Below are 24982 nucleotides of genomic sequence, written 5' to 3' on the forward strand. Positions count from 1 at the left end.
GACAACTTTCGCCATCGGTTTCTCTATATTCTATGTTCTTTTCTCTATTTTGTAAAAGAAAATCTTAGTCATTCAATTTCAAAACAGCCATAAATGCTTCTTGAGGAATCTCAACATTTCCTACCTGACGCATACGTTTTTTACCTTTTTTCTGTTTTTTAAGAAGTCTTTGTTTGTTGTAATTTTTCTATTAGAGTCTCAATCCAATTTTTAAATCTAGGACATTTCTTTAATATTTTTTCAATACCTGTTAATTCTGCAATATCAATTCCATCAATTATTTTTTCATAGTTTTTTCCATCTGCTTTGTAAATGGCATCTAGACGTTTTGATGGAGCTCCATGTTCTGATCCATTAATATCTTCAATGTTCTCATATTGTTTGCAGATTTCCAAAACTGAATTTTTTATCTTTTCACTTTCAAGATAAAATCCTTCTTCAGGATCGGAAAAAAGTAGAGTTTCCATTTCGTGTTTTTGAATATATGGTATGAAAAATCTATATGGTGTTATATTCTGAACAATGTCGTTAAGTTTCGATTCTAAAAAAATTATTCGATCATCTGTTAGAGTATATTTCAAAGAATCACTATATCCAGGTAATTTTCGTTCACTATTTAATTGAAAGTAATCAACCAGCGTTGTTATTATAGGCTCGTTATTATAATTTAATACAGGTGTAATTGTATTAATGAAATGTTGAATGTTGTTAAATCCATGGCCACCGCCACTCATGGTTATTGGATATCCTTGTATATGGCATGAAATCCCTTGAGAGTAGAAATATGGGATTAGAATTTTATTGACAAATTCTAATTCAGTTTCACCTTCTACAATAAAATATAAATCTTTCATGGTCTTCCTCCAATTACATTCTTAGACCATAAATCACCTAAAGTATATTTGTTCAGCCATTCAGTTAAATTTTCATTGCTTTGCAATCTTTTCAATACAGATTGATTATTTTCTCTGTCAACAGTTATAATGTTTTCAAGGTCAAAATTATCGACTAGATTTACAGATTGAGTTGAAATTATGATCTGGCTAGATGCTGAAGCCTTTTTTACTAGTCCTGCTAATTTATTAATAGCAAATGGATGTAGACCTAGTTCAGGCTCATCAATTATTATAGTATTTGGCAGATTAGGTTGAAGTAAAAGAGTACATAACGCAATGAATCTAATTGTTCCATCCGAAAAGTTTTTTGCATCAAAATAAATATCTGGTTGGTTTTTCTCGATCCACTCTAAAGAAATATAATTAGGATTTAATCTATTTGGTTTAAGATCAAATCTATCAAAGAAGGGAGCAATTGAGCGGATTGCTCGTTCAATTTTTTGAAAACTTTTAGGTTCTTTTTCTTTAAGATAATATAAATACGATGCTATATTGCTTCCGTTCTCTTTTAAATAAGCATTATCATTGACATCGCTTGAGCTTCGTAATGGAGAATTGTTGCTTGTGTCGTGAAAATGATATATTTTAAAAGTTTTTAAATAATGACTTACCCAGCCACTAATTCCTGATTTATTGCCATTTTTTAAAGAACTTTCTCTAGAGTTGTAGCTAATTCTATTCCATGCCCAGCCAGAGCCATATAAATTAGATAAATCACCTTTAGATTTATTAAAACCAGTTTCTTCTTCAGCTATAAATAATTTATTATCATTTGTAGCCTGTAATTTAAAGCGATATCCATTTTTTTCATTAAATTCAATATAAGACTTTATCTCTGTTGTAAATTTTCTGCTAAAATGTAATAAACTGTCGGCTCCTTCTACAATAGAAAAATTTTCTAACCTTTCTTCGTAAATAGTATTGATTAATTTAAAAAATGAAATAAAGTTAGATTTACCCACACCATTAGAACCAATAAGAACATTTATAGGATTAAGCTCTATTTCAAGGTTCTTAATTGACTTATAGCCTTCTATTTTAATTTTATTTATCATTAATTCAAATATAAGTATTTCATGCTTATAAAAAAACCTTAATAAATATTTTTTATTAAGGTTTTTCTCATATAAAAAGATTGGTTTATAATCTAATCATTCAATTTCAAAACAGCCATAAATGCTTCTTGAGGAATTTCAACGTTTCCTACCTGACGCATACGTTTTTTACCTTTTTTCTGTTTTTCAAGAAGTTTACGCTTACGCGAAATATCTCCACCGTAACATTTTGCGGTAACGTCTTTACGAAGCGCTTTAATCGTTTCACGAGCAATAATTTTAGCTCCAATTGCCGCTTGAATCGGAATGTCGAATTGCTGTCTTGGAATCAATTCACGCAATTTTTCGGTCATTTTTTTACCGATGTTGTAAGCGTTGTCCTCATGAATCAATGCAGAAAGCGCATCAACAGTTTGAGCATTCAAAAGAACGTCCAATTTCACTAATTTTGAAGTACGCATTCCAATTGGAGAGTAATCGAATGATGCATAACCTTTAGAAACGGTTTTTAAACGATCATAGAAATCGAATACAATTTCCGCCAAAGGCATATCAAAATTCAATTCAACACGCTCAGTAGTTAAGTAGGTTTGGTTGGTAATTAAACCACGTTTTTCGATACATAAACTCATTACGTTTCCAACGAAATCGGCTTTTGTAATAATTGTTGCTTTAATAAAAGGCTCTTCAACTCGATCCAATTTTGAAGGCTCCGGTAAATCTGAAGGATTGTTTACAACAATTGGTGTTTCTGGGTGTTTCTTTGTGTAAGCTAAGTACGAAACGTTAGGAACTGTTGTAATTACAGTCATATCGAACTCACGCTCCAAACGTTCCTGGATAATTTCCATGTGAAGCATTCCTAAGAATCCGCAACGGAAACCAAATCCTAGTGCCGCAGAACTTTCAGGAGTAAATACTAATGAAGCGTCATTTAATTGTAATTTTTCCATCGAAGAACGTAAATCTTCGTAATCTTCTGTATCAACAGGATAAATACCTGCGAATACCATTGGTTTTACATCCTCAAAACCTGCAACCATATTCGTTGTCGGAACTTTTGCATCTGTAATCGTATCACCAACTTTTACTTCACGAGCTTCTTTAATTCCAGAAATCAAATAACCAACATCTCCAGCCGAAACTACATTTTTAGGAACCTGATTTAGTTTTAAAGTTCCAATTTCGTCAGCAAAATATTCGTTATCAGTAGCCATGAATTTAATCTTCTGTCCTTTTTTGATTTCACCGTTTACAACTCTAAAGATTACCTCAATTCCACGGAACGGATTGTAAACCGAGTCAAAAATCAAAGCTTGTAACGGCTCTTCTGGATTTCCTTTAGGAGCAGGAATTTTTTCGATAATGGCTGCTAAGATATTCTCAACACCAAAACCAGTTTTTCCAGATGCATGAATAATATCTTCCAATTTACAACCTAATAAATCGATGATATCATCACTAACTTCTTCTGGGTTTGCACTTGGTAAATCGACTTTATTCAAAACCGGAATGATTTCTAAGTCGTTTTCAAGTGCTAAATATAAGTTTGAAATCGTTTGTGCCTGAATACTCTGTGCCGCATCAACAATCAATAATGCTCCTTCACAGGCAGCAATAGATCTCGAAACTTCATACGAAAAATCTACGTGGCCAGGGGTATCAATTAGGTTTAAGATATATTCTTCGCCTTTGTATTTGTATTCCATCTGAATGGCATGACTCTTAATGGTAATTCCACGCTCGCGTTCCAGATCCATGTTGTCAAGCAACTGTGCTTTTTCTTCACGGGCTGTAACGGTTTGTGTAGCACTTAGTAATCGGTCTGCTAATGTACTTTTACCGTGGTCAATGTGTGCAATAATGCAAAAATTACGTATCTTCTTCATTTTTAATATCGGTTCTCTAATCGATTTTAAGTGTTTTTTTGGGAATAATACACACTAAAAACAATTGCTCTAAAGCGTGTTATTAAGGCGCAAAGATAGCGCAAAGTTTTGGATTCTGGAATGCTGATCTCAGATAGTTGAAAGATGTGAATTAAAATTGGTGTTAATATTCAAAATTAAACCCTTTTTCAGTTAATTTTTTGTACATCTCGTCATCAAATTTATAAAGTTTAGCGGCTCTGTGCGAAACGTCTTTTTGCTTTTCATCCAATGCTGTAAGCAATTTCATGTGTAAAATTTTTCGTCTGAAATTGGATTTGTCCAATTCGATGCCCAGAATTTCTTCATACAAATGCATCAATTGTAATAAGGTAAATTTTTCTGGCAGTAAATTAAAGCCAATTGGTGCCTGACGCACACGATTACGAAGCTGTAATAAACTGAATTCCAGAATTTCATTATGATCAAAAATCAAATCTGGAATTTCGTTTATTTTATACCATTTGGCTTCAATTACTCTTAAACTCGCTTTGATATTATAATCTTCCCGATTGACCAAAGTGTAATAACCAATGGTAACGACGCGTCTTTCTAGAACACGTTTCGGATTTGTAAATGCTTTTAATTGTTCAAGATAAATATCTTCAAGTCCGGTAAGTTCCTGCAAAATACGCTGGGCGGCATCATCGGCACTTTCGTCGCGTTGTAACCATCCGCCGAGAAGTCCCCATTTACCTTTACTTTCGCCTTGCGCGTGCTGCACTAAGAGAACTTCGAGACTCTCTTTATTAAAACCAAAGAAAACACAGTCAATTGTGATTCCTTCAACAGCGGGTTTGTGGTCGTTAGTAGTTATTTCTGTCAATTTAGTGTTGTGTTTCGAAGTTTAAAAAGATTTTAATGAATTAAAAATCAGAATTCAAAATTAAATCCTTTTTGAGTTAATTTCTCATAGATTTCAGGATCAAATTTGTAAAGTTGTGCCGCTCGATGCGAAACATCTTTTTGTTTTTCATCTAAAGCAACTAATAGTTTCATATGAAGAATTTTTCTTCTAAAGTTAGGTTTGTCCATCTCGATTCCTAAAATTTCTTCGTACAATCTCATGAGTTGTAATAAAGTAAATTTTTCAGGAAGCAGATTAAATCCAATAGGGGTTTGACGGACTTTGTTTCTAAGATGTTGTAAACTATAAGCTAGAATTTCGTTATGGTCATAAATCAAATTAGGAATGCTGTTTATTTTATACCATTTGGCATCTGAAGCCGTAAAACCTGCCTTAATATTGTAATCTTCTCTTTTTACAAGAGCATAATAGCCAATCGTAATGACACGTCTAAGCGGAAAACGATCTGGATCTCCAAAGGCTTTCAGTTGTTCCAGATAAATATTGTCAAGACCAGTCAGCTCATTCAATAATCGATGCGCTGCATTGTCTGTGCTTTCTTTTTTATAAATCCATCCTCCTGGCAGACCCCATTTTCCTTTACTGATACCTTCTCCGTGCTGCACCAGTAGTACTTCAAGACTGCCTTTGTCAAACCCAAAAATAACACAGTCAATTGTAATCGCATTCATAGCGCTGTGCTCATTTTTTGAAGCAGTTCTGTCATCTACATTTTCAACCATATTCAAGATAAATTTTGACAAATTAAATAAATAAAATGATTATTAGCCTTCTTCAAAGCTTTATATTTTTTTTAACGAAACAAAAAATTGATAATCAGTTAATTAAAAATGCATTAAAAACTGCGTTAAAATATATTATTTCTTAAACGGCTGATTGTCAATTTTATAAAACGTTGATTTTTCTATATTTTTTATTTCGATTTCATTTTTCTTTTTACAGCATTGATAAAAATGAAACAGTATTTCTCAGAATTGAAAAAAAATAACCCTAATATTTTGTTAATATAGAAAATTTGTTTTACACTTGTAGTCAAATTTACCATAAGATAAATTCAAATTGACTATAAGTAAAAAGGCAAACCTACAACTTAACTTAAACTTACCACAAATGTTTTTTTAGAAATTGATTTTCGAATCGATTTTGATACTTATAGTCTGCAAGTACTAAATGTTGGAAATGAGATTCAGGCCCTCATTTTTGATATGACCTGCTTGGGAAGCTTTTCCAGATTTCTCTTAAGGTAGAAATTACTAACTATAACTTAAACTTAATCAATTCTTATTATGAAAAGCAAAAATTGTATTAAAACAACAAAGCTGTCCTATTTTATGGCGGTGCTGCTTAGCGTATTTATGATGCAGTTTGGATTTGCACAAGAATCCAAAACTGTAAGTGGAACAATCACTTCTGCCGAAGACGGATTTGGTGTTCCGGGAGCAACTGTACAAGTACAGGGAACAAAATCGAGTACGATTACCGATTTTGATGGAAAATATAAAATTGAAGCCAAAACAGGCGATGTTTTAGTAATTACTTTCGTAGGATTTAAAACACAGAATATTACAGTCGGCGCTCAAAAAGTAGTCGATGCGGTTTTACAGCCAGAAACAGCGGAGCTTAAAGAAATTGTAGTAATTGGTTATGGTACTCAAAAGAAGAAAGTTAATACAGCTGCAACTTCTTTGGTATCAGGAAAAGACATTCAGCAGGTTGCGAGTCTTGATGTTACAAATGCCCTACAAGGCCAGGCTTCAGGGGTTTCTATAACTTCTTCTTCTGGTCAGCCTGGTGCGAATATGGTGGTAAATATTCGTGGTGCTGGTACAGCGGGAAATAGTGATCCGCTTTATGTTGTAGATGGTGTTGTTGTGGATAACGGAATCGGATATTTGGATCCTTCTGTTATTGAAAGGGTTGACGTTTTAAAAGATGCTTCTGCAGCTTCAATCTATGGAGCAAGAGCAGCAAACGGGGTAATTTTGGTTACAACTAAAAAAGGAAAAGATGGTAAGATGAATGTGTCTTTCAATTCATATACAGGTTTTCAGCAGATTGCCAAAAAACTGGATTTGATGAATACACAGGAATACACAACAATCATTAATGAAGCGCTTGTAAATTCTGGATATTCTCCTTTATACACTAAAGCTCAAATTGCGGGATTTCCTAATACTGACTGGCAAGATTATTTATTTAATGAAGGTGCTATTAAACAAAATCACTCTTTATTAATTACAGGTGGTGACCAAAAGTCTACAATTGCAACTGGTTTGTCTTACTATGGACAAGAAGGTATGATTGGTGGTTCAACAAGTCAGTCTCAATACGATCGTGTTACTTTTACTGTAAACTCTACTTCGGAGGTTATTAAAGATTATTTGAAAATTGGAGAAAACTTTACATTTTCAAATGTAAAATCAAGCGGTATTGCTGATGATGGTATTTACAACAATGCTATAAGATCCTTCTTAAATGCTGCTCCAATTGATCAGGTCTATGATGAAAATGGAGGTTTTGCTCGTTCAATTATCTCAAATGACGTGACGAACCCTGTTGGATCTTTATATTATAACAATTTTAACCAAACCAAAACGAATCGTTATGTAGGTAATATTTTTGCTGAATTAAAAATTATAAAAGATTTGACTTTTAGAACTAGTTTTGGTGTTGACATGACAGACAGTAACTATCGTTCTTTCAGACCTGTTTATTCTCTTTCTTCAAATGATAATAACACAGTTTCAAGTGTTACTCAGAGTTCGACAAAATCAATGGGATGGATTTTTGAGAATACACTTCAATACAAATTCAATTTAGCTTCTTCTCATAATTTTGATGTTTTAGTAGGTACTTCTGCTAAAAAGAATACTTCTGATTATATGGAAGGACAGGGAAGAAATTTAATTTTTGATGATTTTGCACATGCTTATTTAGATAATGCAAAAGACCCTACATCAAATGTAGTGAAAGGTAATCGTAGGGATTATGCAATTCAGTCTTACTTCGGACGTTTATTGTACGACTACAACAATAAATACTTATTGTCGGCAACGGTTCGTCGAGATGGATCATCAGAATTTGGTCCAGATAACAAGTACGCAATTTTTCCTTCATTTTCTGCTGGTTGGAATTTAGATAAAGAAGCTTTCTTTAAAGAAAATAAAGTTTTGAATGCGTTTAAATTGAGAGCAAGCTGGGGACAAAATGGGAATGACCAATTTTCAAGAAGATTCGCTTATATGTCTGTGGTAAATTCAACAGATAAAACATACCACTTTGGAACAGGAGACGAAACATTATTAGTAGGTTCAAGCCCTGATCAGTTGGCAAACCGTAACTTAAAATGGGAAACTTCTGAACAGTTAGACTTAGGTTTTGATGCTACTTTGTTTGATAAATTGACCTTAACTTTTGACTATTATGATAAAAAGACAAAAGACTGGTTGGTTCTTGCTTCTATTCCTGCTTATGCTGGAGCAACAGCACCTTACATAAACGGTGGAGACGTAAGCAATAAAGGTTTTGAAATTGGTTTAGGATATAGAACTCGTATTGGAAAAGATTGGAATTTTGGCATCAATGCAAACCTTTCTAAAAACAAAAATGAGGTATTGAGAATTGCTAACAACGAAGGAATTATTCATGGAGAATCTAACATTTTATTCCAAGGTTTAGATGAGATGAACCGTGTTCAGGTTGGAAAACCAATGGGGTATTTCTACGGATTAAAAACAGCGGGAATTTTCCAAAATGCAGCTGAGGTTGCAGCGGGAGTTCAGCCAAATGCAGTTCCTGGAGATGTTCGTTTTGTAGATTTAAATGGTGATGGACAAATCGATGCTAATGATAAAACTCAAATTGGAGATCCAAATCCGGATATTAACTACGGTATCAATTTAGATATATCATACAAAGCTTTTGATTTAACAATTAATACTTACGGTACGGCGGGAGGGCAAAATGTTTTTGGAATTCACGATTACACTCGTGCTTACACGAATAATACAACAGATGTATTAAACAGATGGACAAGTGAAGGAACTTCAAATACAGTTCCAAGAGTAACTTACGGAACAGATGATAATGGTAACTACACTAAATTCTCAGATTTGTATATTCAGGATTCAGATTTTTTCAGAATTAAAAATGCTACAATCGGATGTGATTTGACGAAGTTAACAGACAGATTAAAATTCTTCTCTAAATTCAGAGTATACGTTGCAGGAAATAACATTTACACATTCACTAAATACAAAGGAATGGATCCGGAAATTGGTTTCGGAAACGTAAATCAGTCTTGGGCAAAAGGAATTGATGTTGGATATTATCCACAGCCAAGAACTTATATGATGGGGCTAAATGTTAACTTTTAATTTTTGAAAACGATGAAAACATATATAAAATTATTTGCTCTTTCAAGCTTACTTACTTTAGGAGCTTGTTCGGAAGATTTTTTGGAAAACGAACCATATACAGATAAGGTAACAGAGAATTTTTATAAAACACCATCTGATGCTTTTGAAGGTTTGGTAGCCGTTTATGACGTATTGCAGAGAGAAGCTTACGGTACACAATTAATTGTGAGTGAGCAGGCTTCTGATAACTGTTTTGGAGGATTTGGAATTGCAGATCCAACTGTAGATTTACAATGGGATCGATTTCAATACACTACAGATAAAGATATGAATGCTCTAACATGGACAAATTCTTATCTTGGAATTTATAGAGCTAACGTTTTATTGGAAAACTTAGACAAAGTAAACTGGGGATCTCAAACAGCTTTAAAAACTAGATATGAAGCTGAAGCACGTTTCTTAAGAGCGCACTTTCATTTTCAGGCGGCAAAAATGTTTGGAGATATTATTCCGCTTGATCATACTGTTACAACAAGTGAATTTGAACTACCAAGACAGACTCCAGAAGTTACTTATGCTTTAATTGCAAATGACTTAAAATTTGCAGCAGATAACTTAGGTCCTGAAAACTATTCACAAGCAGGAAATGCAAACTATGGTCGCATTACCAAATGGGCTGCTGAAGCTTATTTAGCGAGAACATTTTTATTTTACACCGGGACTTACAACAAAACAGATTTAGCTGGTGTAGTTACAAAAGCACAAGCGACTACTTACATAAACGATGTTGTAAGCAACAGTGGTCACGGATTGGTAGCTGATTTTGCTAATTTATGGTTGGCGGCTTCTTTTGCAAATTTTGCTGGAGAAGATAATACAGAAATGGTTTGGGCTGTTCGTTTTAACGGTTCAGGAAAAGGTAACTGGGATCTTCACGAAGGAAACCGTTTTCAGGTTAACATTGCGCCACGTGGAGGTTCAATTGGAAGATATGCAACAGGATGGGGAGGAGCAACCGTAAATCCAAAATTAGTGGCAGCCTATGATAATGCAGATACTAGAAAAGCGGCTTCATTTATTGATTATGTAGGCGAAGGACTGAATTTTGATGCTCAAGCTAGGGAACAACGCCAGTATACTGGTTATTCTTGGAAAAAATATTGTCCAATTACAAATGAAGCTGGAACAGCAGTTGTAGAAGCAAACGGAGGAAATTTCCAAATTGACAACTATCAGGATTATGCTATTATTCGTTTTGCAGATGTTTTATTAATGGCTGCTGAATTGAATTTAGATACTAATGCAGCTTTGGCTCAAACAGATTTAGATAGAGTTCGTGATCGCGCATTCAAAAATACAGCACACAGAATTCCCGTGACAAAAGCTGTTATCATGGAGGAACGTCGTTTAGAGTTGGCATTAGAAGGATTACGTTACTTTGATTTAATCAGACAAGGAATGGGTGTGATGAAATCTGCTATTGATAACAATACTGGAGATTCTCAGTTTAATGTGACCTTTAGACCAGAAACTTTAGGATGGTTTGCTTTACCGCAATCGCAAATCGTACTTTCAAATGGTACTATTCAGCAAAATCCAGGTTGGAATTAACTTAAAACAAATTGATTATGAAACGTATATTATATATAGTATTAGCGGCTGTAACAATCAGTTCGTTTTTATTCTCTTGCGAGCCTGTTGAAGATCGTGAAAGCTTACCTTCAGTGACACTTACTCCAGAAACACTTCAGTTTTCTATAACTCAAAATACAGCTAAAAAGAATGAAGTAGTATTAAAAAATGAAGACCCAACAGTTATTCCGTATTGGAGATATGTTGATGGTAACGGAAATGAACTTGGACATTCTAATAAAAGTGATGATAAAGTAAATTTTCCTTTTGCTGGAAAATACACTATTTACTATACAGCATTTGTTAGAGGAGGTTCAGTTGAAGCTGCTCCAGTGACAATTGATGTTCCAGAAAACGATGATACTTTTTTCAGCGATCCTAGATGGGAAAAACTGACTAACGGACAAGCAGGGAAAACTTGGGTTTTATATATGACTGCACCTTTAGAGTTTATTGGAAATACGCCAAGCTATGTTAATAGAGCAGTGAGTGGGCCGGGATGGTGGCCAAATCTTTCTGATATCTCTTGGGCTGGTTTGGAAAACAAAGATTGGGGAGAAATCACTTTTGATCTTGATGGAGGATACAATGTTTCGGTAACGCAGACAAACCCAACATTAGGAAGCACACAAAAAATAACCAAAGTAGGAACATTCAATTTTAGTCTTACAACAGGTGAAACAAACGACAGAATTTCTTTTAATGGTGGAACAGAAATGCTTCACCCAAATGAAGCTAGTTATTTCAGTCCGTCATTCAGTTTTACCAATGTAAAAATTGTAGAACTTACCGATACAAGTTTATGTTTTATTGCTATTAGAGCTGATAATGATTATTTGATTTATCACTTAGTACCAAAATCATAAGTTAGTTAGTTTTGAAGTCTCAGTTTTAAACATATTTCTAATGTGCTTTAAGACTGAGACTTAAATTGTTAAAGTAGAAATATTCGAAATCGTTTTTTTATTTCTATCTTCAATTCTTTAAAAAATAAAAAAGTACCAATGCATATTAAAAAAAGCATAAAAAGTATAAGTTTATTAGCAGTCGTAGCTGGAGTTTTTTTCTTGAATTCCTGTGCTAAAAAACAAGATGCATTTGTAAACAGAAAAGTTTCTTTTAATGCAGACTGGAGTTTTCATCTTAATGATAGCATAATCGATAAAGACACCATTGGGGCTTCAACCAAATGGAGAACTCTTGATGTTCCTCATGATTGGAGCATTGAAGGAAAATTTGATGAAAAAAGCCCTGCAGGTTATGGCGGAGGCTCTCTTAGCGGAGGTTTAGGCTGGTACAAAAAAACATTCAAAGTTGCTACAGAAGACAGTACAAAAATTACTTCAATCACTTTTGACGGCGTTTACAGAAACAGTGAAGTTTGGATAAACGGACATTATTTAGGAAAACGTCCAAATGGATACATTGGTTTTCAATATGAAATCTCTCCTTATTTAAATTATGGAGACAAAAGCAACGAAATAATTGTTAAGGTTGACAATTCAAAACAGCCCAATTCACGTTGGTATTCAGGTTCAGGAATTTTTAGAAATGTCTGGATTGAAACTACAGATAAACTTCATGTAGGACAATGGGGAACTTACATTACAACTCCAAAAGTAACAGCAGAAAAATCTTCTGTAAGTATTGAAACAACAATCAAAAATCAATATGCTGAACAAAAAAAGGCTGTTATAACTACTACTATTTTTAAAGAAGATACTAAAGTAACATCGGTTACTCAAAATATAACAATTGGTGCCAATGCCAATCAAATCGTAAAACAATCGGCAGAAGTTGAAACGCCGATTTTATGGTCGGTTGAAAAACCAGAATTGTATACAGCAGTTACCGAAATTTCGCTTGACGATAAAATCATCGATCAATACAAAACCAATTTTGGAATCAGAGATTTTAAATTTGATTTGAACAAAGGTTTTATTTTGAATGGAAAACAAGTCAAAATAAAAGGAGTTTGTATGCATCACGATTTAGGTCCGTTAGGTTCTGCAATCAACACGCGTGCAATCAAACGTCAGTTAGAGATTATGAAAGAAATGGGCGTAAACGGAATCAGAACCTCTCATAATCCACCTGCTCCAGAACTTTTAGAACTTTGCGATAAAATGGGTTTCATTGTTATGGATGAAGCTTTCGATATGTGGAAGCAAGCCAAAACGAAATACGATTACGGAAACGATTGGGACAAATGGCACAAACAAGATCTAATCGATCAATTGCTTCGCGACCGAAATCATCCAAGTATTTTTGTTTGGAGCATCGGAAATGAAATTCCAGAACAATGGAATGAAAAAGGGGTTGAAATTGCCAAAGAATTAGCAGCGATTACACGCGAGTACGACAAAACGCGTCCGTTAACTGCAGCAATGAATCCGCCAGTAAATATGAATATTGATGCCGTGACTTTACAGTTTGAGAAAAAAGATGTATCGATTAACCCGCTTGCTGGATCAGGAGTTTTAGATTTAATAGGATACAATTATGCGCATCAAACGTATGAACATCATCTAAAAAACTTCCCAAATACACCATTCATTGCAACTGAAACTACTTCGGGTTTACAGACAAGAGGATATTATGATGCTGTTTCAGACACTATCAAAAAATGGCCGGTTAGCTGGGATAAAAAATTTGAAGGAGGAAATCCTGGAAATACGGTTTCAGCCTACGATCAGGTGCAGACACCTTGGGGATCTACGCACGAAGCCACTTGGAAAGTCATAAAAAAACATGATTTCCTTTCAGGAATGTACATCTGGACAGGTTTTGATTATATCGGAGAACCAACGCCATACGAATGGCCATCGGTAAGTTCGTATTTCGGCATTGTCGATTTAGCCGGTTTCCCGAAAGACGTGTATTATATGTATCAAAGCGAGTGGACAGATAAAACGGTTCTTCATATTTTCCCACATTGGAATTGGAAAGTCGGACAAACCGTTGATGTTTGGGCCTATTACAATAAAGCCGATGAGGTGGAACTTTTCGTAAACGGAAAATCAGTTGGAAAAAGAAGTAAAAAAGGAGATGATTTACATGTAATGTGGAGGATTCCTTTTGAAGATGGAACTCTAAAAGCGATTTCTCGTAAAGATGGCAAAGTGGTTTTAGAAAAAGAAATCAAAACAGCTGGAAATCCTTCGCAATTAAAATTAACTGCAGATAGAAGCACCATCAAAGCGGATAAAAATGATTTGTCATTTATCACAGTTGATATTTTGGATGACAAAGGAACTTTAGCACCAAATGCCAATAACGAAATTAATTTCTCTCTAAAAGGAAATGGAAAAATTGTAGGCGTTTGCAGTGGAGATCCAGTTAGCCACGAATCGTACAAAGGAAATAAACATACAGCTTTGGCTGGAAAATGTTTGGTCGTGATACAATCTGGAGATAAATCTGGAAGATTAGAATTAACTGCTAAAGCGAATGGACTAAAACAATCGACAATTGTAATTACAGTAGAATAAAATACCACGTTCCTGCAAGGTTTCCAAAACCTTGTAGGTATAGAATAAGTTTTCGATAAAAAATAATAGTAAGACCTACAAGGTTTTGGAAACCTTGTAGGATGGAAAATATAAAAATTAACTAATGAAAAACTCACAACTAACCGCATTGTTTTCAGCTTTTATGCTTGGATTTGTTTTGACGCCAAAAGCATCAGCTCAAATCCAAAACGCAGATGTACTAAACGCACCAATCGATATCAGCAAAGATTTTCAGAACTATCTGAATACGTTTTATTTCGCAGACGAATTGGCTTCTTTTGATCCAGCAACTGCAAAGGGAACGATAAAATATTTGAGATACAATTACAAAACGCGTCAGGCTTTCAACAACATGATGATGAAACCAGATGTGGAAAAAGCAAACGAATTTCCAACAACGGAATATGCAGAATCTCCTGTTTTGCCATTCGAAATTCAGTTCGTTTCTGATAGAACTCTTCGAATCAAAACGACTTCAGGGCCACAGTTTCATCCACAAAAAGAATCCTTGATGTTGGTTGACGGCGTTGCACCAAATCACCCAGAATTATGGAAATATGCTAAAATCGAAGGTGGTCACAGCTATACAAGCAAACACGGTAGAGTTGAAATTTTGACAAAACCTTGGCACGTAAAAATCTATGATGAAAAAGGAAAATTACTCACAAGTACACTTCACGATACTGACTTTAAAAACACCTATACACCGACACTTCCGTTTTCTTATGTTCGCAGAAACAGCGATTATTCAAGAAGTATGGGCGCGGCTTTCAGTTTAGAACCAGACGAAAAAATATTTGGATGTGGTGAATCATTTACGCAATTCAACAAACGCGGTTCAAAAGTAGTTTTATGGACAGATGATGCGAACGGAATCCAAAATGAAACCATGTACAAACCAATTCCGTTTTACATGAGTAGCCGTGGTTATGGCGTTTTCATGCACCATTCAACACCAATTACAGTGGACTTCGGAAAATATTTTTCAAGTGCCAACGAAATGTATATTGGAGACGACGAAGCCGATTTGTTTTTCTTCATTGGAGAACCAAAAGACATCTTAGATCAATACACCAATTTGACTGGAAAGGCAGCAATGCCACCACTTTGGTCTTTCGGTTTCTGGATGAGCCGTATTACGTATTTCTCTGAAAAAGAAGGAAGAGACGTAGCAAGAGATTTACGTAAATACAAAATCCCAACCGATGTTATTCATTTTGATACAGGTTGGTTTGATGTAGATTGGAGAAACAACTATGAGTTTGCAAAATCTCGTTTCCCAGATGCAACCAAAATGATGGCTGATTTGAAGAAAGACGGTTTCCAGGTTTGTCTTTGGCAGTTGCCTTATTTCACGCCAAAGAACACTTTGTTCCCAGAAATCATGGAGAAAAATTTAGCCGTAAGAGACCGAAAAGGAAATCTTCCTTATGAAGATGCGGTTCTGGATTTCTCAAACCCAGAAACCATTTCCTGGTACCAAGGAAAATTGAAAAAACTATTTGACGAAGGTGTAGCCGTTTTCAAAGTAGATTTTGGAGAAGCAGCACCGCCAGACGGAATTTACCATTCTGGAAGAACAGGTTTCTACGAACATAATTTATATCCATTACGATACAATAAAGCGGTTGCAGAAATCACTCAAAAAGAAAAAGGATACACTTTAATCTGGGCTAGAAGTACTTGGGCCGGATCACAGCGTTATCCTTTACATTGGGGCGGAGATGCTGAAACTTCAAACGGCGCAATGTCGGCAGAATTACGTGGCGGACTTTCATTAGGTCTTAGCGGATTCAGTTTCTGGAGTCATGATGTTGGAGGTTTTGCAACCAAATCGCCTGAGAATATTTACAGAAGATGGACGCCATTTGGAATGTTCACATCGCACGTAAGAAGCCACGGTGAACCTCCGCGTGAGCCTTGGTTATATAGCAAAGAATTCTTGGAAGGATTTAGAAAAGCAGATAATATGCGTTACGAATTAATGCCATATATCTACGCACAGGCAAAAGAAAGTTCTCAAAAAGGATTGCCAATGATGCGAGCTCTTTTTGTAGAATATCCAAATGATCCGGGAGCTTGGTTAATTGATAATGAGTATTTATTTGGTTCAAGTATGTTGGTTGCACCGCTTTTTGAAGAAGTTGAAGAAAGAGATGTTTACCTTCCAGAAGGAACTTGGATTGATTACCAAACTAAAAAAGTGTACCAATCAGGATGGCATAAAATCAAAGCGGGCGAAGTGCCAATCGTAGTTTTGGTAAAAGACGGAACTGCAATTCCACACATTGGTTTAGCGCAATCTACAAAAGATATGGATTGGAGCAAACTGACATTAAAAGTATTTGCAAGCGACAAAACCACTTCGGCAACAGCCAAAGTATTTTTACCAGAAGGCGATGCTGTACAAGAAATAAAAGTGAACAAAACGGGAAACAATTTTGATGTAACAGCAAATCCATTAAACGGAAAAACTACTATCAAAACAGAGTGGATTAAATAAAAAAGTTAGCCACGAATTGCACGAATTTTCACAAATTTAATTCGTGTAAATTAGTGTAATTCGTGGCAAAAAATAAAAATATTTAAACACATAGAAACATAGGTTTTTATTTGTGAATAAAAGAAGTTAGAAAGAAACTAGTTTCTCACGCATAGACTATGTGAATTTATGCAAGTGAAACGCCTTTTTTAAAGACTTTAATAAGCTATGATTCTATGTGTTTAAAAAATATAGCCACAGATTAAAAAGATTAAAAAGATTAAATCTGCACAATCTGCCAAATCTGCGAGAGAAAAGAAAAAAATCCTTTTAATCTGTGCAAAAAAAACATAATACCAAAAAACATGAAAAACTATCTAATTCTCCCAGCCGTACTGTTTTCAATAGCAGTTGGCTACAGTCAAAAAACTAAGAATGCTTACGAATTGGCATCGCCAAACGGAAAGAATACAATCAAATTTGAGCTGGTAAAAAATGCTCCAAAATATGCAGTTTCTCACGGAAAGACAGAAGTAATTTCTCCGTCGGATATGGGATTTGTATTGAAAGGAAATGAAGATTTAAGTTCAAACTTTGAAATAAAAGGGGCAAAAACTTCTACGTTTGACGAGACTTGGGAACAAGTTTGGGGAGAAAAGAAAAACATCAGAAATCACTACAATCAATTGGTAGTCGATTTACAGCAAAAAACAGGAAACAAAAGAAAACTACAAATTCAGTTTCGTGCTTTTGATGACGGAGTTGCTTTTAGATATGTGTATCCAAAACAAAATGTAAAAGACAGTATTTTCATCATGGATGAAAAAACAACTTTCAATTTAAAAGAAGACGGAAAAGCATGGTGGATTCCGGCAAACCGACCAGATCGTGATGAATATTTATTTAAAGACGCTCCGGTTAGTACACTTGATACCGTTTTGACTCCATTAACAATCGAAAGTAAAAGCGGATTGGCGTTAAGTTTCCACGAAGCCAACTTGTATGACTTCGCGAGTATGACTTTGGTAAACACTAAAGGAACTGAATTAAAATCGGATTTGGTGCCTTGGGCCGATGGAGTAAAAGTTCGTGTAAAAGATTCGTTTACTTCTTCTTGGAGAACGATTCAAATTGGAGAAAATCCAGGTGAATTGATTACTTCTTATTTGGTTTTAAATCTTAATGAACCAAATAAATTAAAAAATACAAACAGCTATTTCAAACCGTACAAATATTTAGGAATCTGGTGGGGAATGCACATTGGGAAATATACTTTCTGGGAAAGCGACAAACAAGGTGCGACAACCAAACATGCTGAAGAATATATTGATTTTACAGCAAAAGAAGGCTTTCATCATTTATTAATCGAAGGATGGAACAAAGGCTGGACGCCAGCTTGGTATGAAAACCGCATGCACATGTTCAGTTTCACGAAAAGTGCTGACAATTTCGACTTAGAAAAAGTAGTAGAATACGGAAAGAAAAAGAATATCGAATTAATCGGATATCACGAAACAGGTTCAAACTTAATTAACTATTTAAAAGAAGTTGATGAAGGTTTTGCCTTGTACAAAAAACTTGGAATTCATACTGTAAAAATCGGCCACGTTGGTTCTAGATTGAACATGAAACAAATGCACTTCGGACAGTTTGGAGTAAATTATTTCAGATACATTTTAGAAAAAGCAGCGCAATACGATTTAGCGGTTCTTTACCACGAATCAATTAAAGATACAGGAGAAAGAAGAACGTATCCAAACATGGTTTCAAGAGAAGCAGCACGCGGACAAGAATATAACGCTTGGAGCGAAGGAAATCCGCCAAACCATTTAAGTATTATTCCGTTTACAAGATTGCTTTCTGGTCCAATGGATTTTACGCCTGGAATTTTTGATGTTGAGGTAAAACAAGGCTATCCAGGAAAAAGAATTCAAGGAACAGTTGGACAGCAATTGGCATTGTATGTAACGATTTATTCTCCAATTCAAATGTTGGCTGATCTTCCAGAAAACTACGAAGGAAAACCAGCGTTGCAATTCCTAAAAGATGTTCCGACGGATTGGGAAGACACTAAAATCTTAGAAGGAAAAATTGGCGAATACATCACAACAGTAAGAAAAGACAGAAACAGCGCCGATTGGTATTTAGGCACTTTGACCAATGAAAAACCAAGAAATGTTGAGGTTTCATTATCATTCTTAGATCCAAATGCCACTTACGAAGCACAGATTTATGTGGATGCAGAAGGAACAGATCAAAAACACAATCCGGAAGCAGTAGCAATTTCTAAGAAAACGGTAAAAGCTTCAGATAAATTACAATTGAAATTAGGCGGTGCTGGTGGTGGAGCTGTTAGATTCAAAAAAATGTAATTTGGGTTAGAAGTTAAGAGTTAGAGGTTAAGTGTTAGATGTTAAACCCGACAGGTTTTTAAAACCTGTCGGGTTTGATTAACGCAAAGATTACGCATAATTTGTAGAGACGCATTGCAGTGCTTCTAACATATATTAGAAATAAAATATTTAGCCACAGATTAAAAGGATTGAAAAGGATTTTTTCTTTTTCTCTCGCAGATCTGGCAGATTGTACAGATTTAATCTTTTTAATTCTTTTAATCTGTGGCATATTTTTTTGCAGATTGAAAAAATAAAAAATCTGCTTGATCTGCCAGATCTGCGAGAGAAGAAAAAGAAAAGAGTCCTATTATCCCGATAGCTATCGGGAGTGGCAAAAAATAAACAAAACCATTTTCAGATGAAAAGAATTTTAATAATACTCGTTTTAATTCATTCAATCCAAATAATTGGACAAAATAATAATGCTGAAAACAGAACCATAAAAGTTGATTATAAAAAAGAAGCAGGAAAATTAAACACCATGTTTAAAGAATGCATTGGTGCCGGAAGAGCGAATGAAGGTCTTCGTGCAGATTGGCAGCAGCAATTGGCATTGGTTAAAAAAGAATGCGATTTTAAGTACATCCGTTTTCATGGTTTATTGTCTGATGATATGGCGGTTTATCGTGAAGACGAAAAAGGAAAACCAGAATACAATTACCAATATGTAGATGTTTTATTTGATTATATTGTGAGCCTGAAAATGAAACCGTTTGTTGAATTAGGTTTTATGCCGAATGCTTTGGCAAGCGGAAAAGAAACCATTTTTTGGTGGCGCGGCAATGTAACGCCTCCAAAAGATTATAAAAAATGGGAAGATTTAGTTCGAAATTTAATTCAGCATTTCAAAGAACGTTATGGAGATGAGGAAGTAAAAACATGGTATTTTGAAGTTTGGAACGAACCGAATTTATCTCCAGGATTTTGGACTGGAACTCAGGAAGAATATTTCAAATTATATAATTACGCAGCTCGTGGTGTAAAAGCAGTAAATCCAGCTTACAGAGTCGGCGGACCAGCAACAGCAGGTTCAGCATGGGTTGCTGAAACAATTGATTTTTGTGCAAAGAATAATGTTCCGATGGATTTTGTTTCAACACATACTTATGGAGTGAAACATGGTTATTTGGACGAATTCGGAACTTCGGGAACAATTTTGAATCAGGATGAATGGAGTGTAAGCGGTGAAATTATCAATTCAAGAAAATTGATTACAGAATCTGTTAAACCAAATCTGGAATTGCATTACACAGAATGGAGCTCTTCTTATACGCCAGCAGATCCAATTCACGATAGTTATCATTCGGCAGCTTATATTCTGCAGAAATTAAAACAAGTCGGCAATGCAGCAAATTCCATGTCGTATTGGGTTTTTACCGATATTTTTGAAGAAGCAGGGCCAAGATTTACGCCTTTTCATGGAGGTTTCGGATTATTGAATACGCAGGGAATTAAAAAACCAGCCTATTTCTCTTATTATTTATTGAATAAATTGGGAGAAACAGAACTTCAAAATTCAGATAAAGCTTCTTGGACTTCTAAAAATGCAAAAGGCGATGTGCAGGTTTTGCTTTGGGATTTTACGAATACGCATCCTGGTGATAAAGAATTGAATCAAACCTATTACATTAAAGATCTTCCATCAAAAGAAAAAGGAAAAGTGAAAGTTGAAATTGACGGAATGCAAAAAGGAAAATATCTTTTAGAAATTTACAAAGTCGGTTATAAAGTGAATGACGCTTACGCGGATTATCTGGCGATGAATAAACCAAGTCAATTAACACGTGAGCAAGTTAATTCAATAAAAGAGAAAAATAACGGCGCGCCGATTTCTACAGAAAAAGTTACAATTGACGGAAAAGGAACTTTTAGCAAGGAATTTAAAATCAATGAGAATGATGTTTTTTTTCTTAATTTAATCAAACAATAAAACCACAAACAATATAATTATTAACTGGATTTGAAGTCTATGCGTGAGGAATCAAAAAACTTTAAATCCAAAAACACCTAACTATCTATGAAAAACAAAATGATGTTCCTTTCAGCAACTTTGGTTTTTGCATTCTTTACTTCTTGTAAAAATGATGCACAGACCTTAGCTTCAAATTCGACGCAGACCGAAGAATACGTTGGAAAAGAAATAAGCGCAGACCACGATGCAGAAATCGATAAACTGATTTCACAGATGACATTGGAAGAAAAAGTAGGAATGCTTCACGGAAACAGCATGTTTGCAAACGCAGGCGTAAAACGTTTAGGAATTCCGGAATTAAAGATGGCCGATGGTCCATTGGGAGTTCGCGAGGAAATTTCAAGAGACAATTGGGCTCCAGCAGGATGGACAAACGATTTTGCCACATATTACCCGGCAGGTGGAGCTTTAGCAGCAACTTGGAACGCAGAAATGGCGCATACTTTCGGAACCAGTTTAGGAGAAGAATTGCGTGCCAGAGATAAAGATATGTTGCTTTCGCCAGCCATCAATATGGTAAGAACTCCGCTTGGAGGAAGAACTTACGAATACATGTCTGAAGATCCATTTTTGAATAAAAAAATTGCCGTGCCTTTGATTGTTGGTTTACAAGAAAAAGATGTAATGGCGTGCGTAAAACATTACACAGCAAACAATCAGGAGACAAATCGTGATTTTGTCGATGTACAAATTGACGAACGCACACTTCGTGAAATTTATCTTCCTGCTTTTGAAGCTTCGGTAAAAGAAGCAAAAGCATACAGCATTATGGGAGCTTACAATAAATTTAGAGGTGAATATTTATGTGAGAATGATTATATGTTGAATAAAATCCTTCGTGACGAATGGGGATTCAAAGGTGTAGTAGTTTCAGATTGGGCTGCGGTACATTCAACAGCAAAATCTTTGAAAAATGGTTTGGATATTGAAATGGGAACGCCAAAACCTTTCAATGAATTTTTCTTAGCCGATAAATTAATTGCAGCCGTAAAATCTGGAGAAGTTTCAGAAAAAGAAATTGATCTGCATGTAAAACGTATTTTAAGAGTTTTATTCCAAGTGAAAGCAATGGGCGGAGGCGAGCGTGTAAAAGGAAGCATCGCAACCGAAGCACATTACCAAGACGCATACAAAATTGCAGCAGAAGCAATTGTATTGTTGAAAAATGAAAATAATGCATTACCATTAAAATTAGACGGAGTAAAATCTATTGCGGTGATCGGAAACAATGCAACAAAGAAAAACGCTCTTGGCGGATTTGGAGCTGGTGTTAAAACAAAAAGAGAAGTTACGCCTCTTGAAGGTCTTAAAAACAGACTTCCTTCATCAGTTAAAATCAATTACGCAGAAGGATATTTGGAGCGTTACGATAAAAAGAACAGAGGAAACTTAGGAAATATTACGGCTAACGGACCAGTTACAATTGACGAAATAGATCCAGCAAAAGTTCAAGAAGCGGTTGATGTAGCTAAAAACTCAGATGTTGCGATCATTTTTGCGGGTTCAAACCGTGATTACGAAACTGAAGCTTCAGACCGTAGAGATTTGCACTTGCCTTTTGGACAGGAAGAATTAATCAAAAAAGTATTGGCAGTTAATCCAAAAACTATTGTAGTAATGGTTGCCGGAGCGCCTTTCGATATTAATGAAGTAAGCAAAAAATCTTCTGCTTTAGTTTGGAGCTGGTTCAATGGTTCTGAAGGTGGGAATGCTTTGGCTGATGTTATTTTAGGAAAAGTAAATCCGTCAGGAAAATTACCTTGGACAATGCCAGTAGCTTTAAAAGATTCTCCTGCGCATGCTACAAACAGTTTTCCTGGAGACAAAACAGTAAATTATGCTGAAGGACTTTTGATTGGATACCGTTGGTTTGATACTAAAAATGTGACGCCGTTATATCCTTTCGGTTACGGATTATCATACACGACTTTTGCGCTTGATAATGCAAAAGCAAATAAAGATTCGTACGCTCAAAACGATGTAATTGAAGTTACAGTTGACGTTAAAAACACAGGAAAAGTAGACGGAAAAGAAGTTGTTCAATTATATACTTCAAAATCTGATTCTAAAATTACTCGTGCAGCACAAGAGCTAAAAGGATTCAAAAAAGCGGATGTAAAAGCTGGAAGTTTAGAAAAAGTAACCATCAAAGTACCAGTTAAAGAACTGGCTTATTATGATGTTGCGTCTAAAAAATGGACAGTTGAGCCTGGAAAATATACTATCAAATTGGGAACATCTTCAAGAGATATTAAAAAAGAAATTCAAGTAACAATTAAATAAAACTTGTTATTGCTATAAAATAAACAAACCATCGACGCCAGCCCATAAAAAGCTGGCGTTGATTTTAAAAACTTACACTTAACTTAAACCAAACCAAATGAAAAAAACAATCAAAGATTATCTCCTGTCTTTTGTTTTATGTTTTGCTTTTTTAGGAGTTTCAGCTTGCAGTTCAGATAAGGAAAATACATCAGTTAGTATAAAAACATTGACAGCAAGCTCAAATAAAATTGATTTTGAAAGCAAAGAAAATACAATTGAAATAACGATTAATTCTAACGGCATTACTTGGACTTTGAGTAATCCTGCGAGTTGGATAAAATTGAGTCAGACTACTGGAACATCAGGACAAACAGTGGTAAAAATTACCGCTTCAGAAAATACGACTACGGCTCTTCGAAATGCAGTGATTACATTAACAGGCAATGAAGTACCGTCTGCGACAATTTCAGTTTCTCAGGTCGCAGGAAGTTTATATCCGAGTTATAATACAAATCCAATTGTAGCGGATGCAAGTGGAATGGGAAGTTCTGCAGTTGAGTTGGCAGCAAAAATCAAATTAGGCTGGAATATCGGAAATACGTTGGAAGCAACCGGAGGAGAAACAGCATGGGGAAATCCAAAAGTAACGAAAGCTTTGATTGATGCTGTAAAAGCAAACGGTTTTAATGCGATCAGAATTCCGTGTTCTTGGAACCAAAATTTAGAAAATGCCGCAACAGCAAAAATCAAAACAGATTGGTTGAACCGAGTTAAAGAAGTGGTTCAATATTGCGTTGACAATGACATGTATGTTGTAGTAAACATTCACTGGGACGGCGGCTGGCTGGAAAACAATATTACCGAAGCTAAAAAAGTAGAAAACAATGCCAAACAAAAGGCTTTTTGGGAACAAATTGCAACGCATTTAAGAGGTTTTGACGAACATTTACTTTTTGCAAGTGCCAACGAACCAGCAGTTGAAGATGCTACCCAAATGGCAGTTTTAAATTCGTATCATCAGACTTTTATTGATGCGGTTCGTTCTACAGGAGGAAAAAATGCAATGCGTGTTTTAGTCGTTCAAGGTCCAACAACAGATATTGAAAAAACAAACAAATTAATGACTACATTGCCAGTAGATAAAGTTGCAGGCAGAATGATGGTCGAAGTTCATTATTATTCTCCGTGGAATTTTGCAGGTTTGACCAAAGATGAAACTTGGGGAAAAATGTTCTATTACTGGGGAGCAGGATTTCATTCTACGACCGATACAGAACGAAATGCAACTTGGGGAGAAGAAGCCGATTTAGAAAAGAATTTCAAATTGATGAAAACGCAATTTGTAGATAAAGGAATTCCAGTTTTATTGGGAGAATTTGGAGCAATTCGCAGAACAACTTTAACTGGAGATGCGCTGACTTTACATTTAAATTCAAGAGCCTATTATTTAAAAACGGTGGTAAAAACAGCAAAAGCAAACGGACTATTGCCCTTTTATTGGGACGAAGGAAGTTTAGGAAATAACGGTTTCGGAATCATTAATAGAACCAACAATACTGTTTTTGACACACAAGCTTTAAATGCATTATTAGACGGATTAAAGTAAAAAATTTAGCTT

14 protein-coding genes and 1 pseudogene are annotated in these 24982 nt (G+C 35.2%); 9 read left to right on the forward strand and 6 right to left on the reverse strand.

Annotated elements, in window-relative coordinates:
- Positions 1-64: 64 nt before the first annotated feature.
- The 6 genes and pseudogenes from BM289_RS25850 to BM289_RS13285 form a co-directional block, all read right to left on the reverse strand.
- Positions 65-175, reverse strand: a pseudogene (locus tag BM289_RS25850) (hypothetical protein); the annotation flags it as partial.
- Positions 159-854: a DUF4276 family protein gene (locus tag BM289_RS13265; RefSeq protein WP_091494295.1), complete on the reverse strand. Its 696-nt coding sequence runs from the start codon at positions 852-854 to the stop codon at positions 159-161. The gene BM289_RS13265 and the pseudogene BM289_RS25850, both read right to left, overlap by 17 nt.
- Positions 851-1951 carry an AAA family ATPase gene (locus tag BM289_RS13270; RefSeq protein WP_091494297.1) on the reverse strand — a complete coding sequence of 367 codons (1101 nt, stop codon included), beginning with the start codon at positions 1949-1951 and terminating at the stop codon, positions 851-853. Before BM289_RS13270 ends, BM289_RS13265 begins: the two co-directional genes overlap by 4 nt.
- A gap of 92 nt (positions 1952-2043) precedes the next feature.
- Complete coding sequence (gene lepA / locus BM289_RS13275) at positions 2044-3840, reverse strand: translation elongation factor 4 (protein WP_091494300.1); 1797 nt, start codon at positions 3838-3840, stop codon at positions 2044-2046.
- A gap of 163 nt (positions 3841-4003) precedes the next feature.
- Positions 4004-4705 carry an NUDIX hydrolase gene (locus BM289_RS13280; protein WP_091494302.1) on the reverse strand — a complete coding sequence of 234 codons (702 nt, stop codon included), beginning with the start codon at positions 4703-4705 and terminating at the stop codon, positions 4004-4006.
- Between the two features lie 47 nt (positions 4706-4752).
- Positions 4753-5469 (reverse strand): NUDIX hydrolase, encoded by a 717-nt coding sequence (locus BM289_RS13285; RefSeq protein ID WP_091494305.1) that lies wholly within the window; start codon positions 5467-5469, stop codon positions 4753-4755.
- 564 nt (positions 5470-6033) lie between these two features.
- Between BM289_RS13285 and BM289_RS13290 the strand changes: the two genes are divergently transcribed.
- The 9 genes from BM289_RS13290 (at position 6034) to BM289_RS13340 (ending at position 24970) form a co-directional block, all read left to right on the forward strand.
- Complete coding sequence (locus BM289_RS13290; protein ID WP_091494308.1) at positions 6034-9123, forward strand: SusC/RagA family TonB-linked outer membrane protein; 3090 nt, start codon at positions 6034-6036, stop codon at positions 9121-9123.
- Between the two features lie 12 nt (positions 9124-9135).
- On the forward strand, positions 9136-10716 hold the full coding sequence (locus BM289_RS13295) for a RagB/SusD family nutrient uptake outer membrane protein (protein ID WP_091494309.1): 1581 nt from the start codon (positions 9136-9138) through the stop codon (positions 10714-10716).
- A gap of 17 nt (positions 10717-10733) precedes the next feature.
- Positions 10734-11603: a hypothetical protein gene (locus BM289_RS13300; protein ID WP_244165372.1), complete on the forward strand. Its 870-nt coding sequence runs from the start codon at positions 10734-10736 to the stop codon at positions 11601-11603.
- 138 nt (positions 11604-11741) lie between these two features.
- On the forward strand, positions 11742-14228 hold the full coding sequence (locus tag BM289_RS13305) for a glycoside hydrolase family 2 TIM barrel-domain containing protein (RefSeq protein WP_091494314.1): 2487 nt from the start codon (positions 11742-11744) through the stop codon (positions 14226-14228).
- A 124-nt stretch (positions 14229-14352) separates the two neighbouring features.
- Complete coding sequence (locus tag BM289_RS13310) at positions 14353-16752, forward strand: glycoside hydrolase family 31 protein (protein WP_091494317.1); 2400 nt, start codon at positions 14353-14355, stop codon at positions 16750-16752.
- Between the two features lie 344 nt (positions 16753-17096).
- Positions 17097-19103: a glycoside hydrolase family 97 protein gene (locus BM289_RS13315; protein ID WP_091494320.1), complete on the forward strand. Its 2007-nt coding sequence runs from the start codon at positions 17097-17099 to the stop codon at positions 19101-19103.
- 382 nt (positions 19104-19485) lie between these two features.
- Positions 19486-21057: a GH39 family glycosyl hydrolase gene (locus BM289_RS13330; protein ID WP_091494328.1), complete on the forward strand. Its 1572-nt coding sequence runs from the start codon at positions 19486-19488 to the stop codon at positions 21055-21057.
- A gap of 87 nt (positions 21058-21144) precedes the next feature.
- Positions 21145-23382 carry a glycoside hydrolase family 3 C-terminal domain-containing protein gene (locus BM289_RS13335; protein WP_091494330.1) on the forward strand — a complete coding sequence of 746 codons (2238 nt, stop codon included), beginning with the start codon at positions 21145-21147 and terminating at the stop codon, positions 23380-23382.
- A gap of 97 nt (positions 23383-23479) precedes the next feature.
- Positions 23480-24970, forward strand: coding sequence for a cellulase family glycosylhydrolase (locus BM289_RS13340; protein WP_208610253.1), 1491 nt, complete (start codon positions 23480-23482; stop codon positions 24968-24970).
- Positions 24971-24982: the final 12 nt, after the last annotated feature.

The organism is Flavobacterium phragmitis (assembly GCF_900112575.1).
Lineage (GTDB): Bacteria > Bacteroidota > Bacteroidia > Flavobacteriales > Flavobacteriaceae > Flavobacterium > Flavobacterium phragmitis.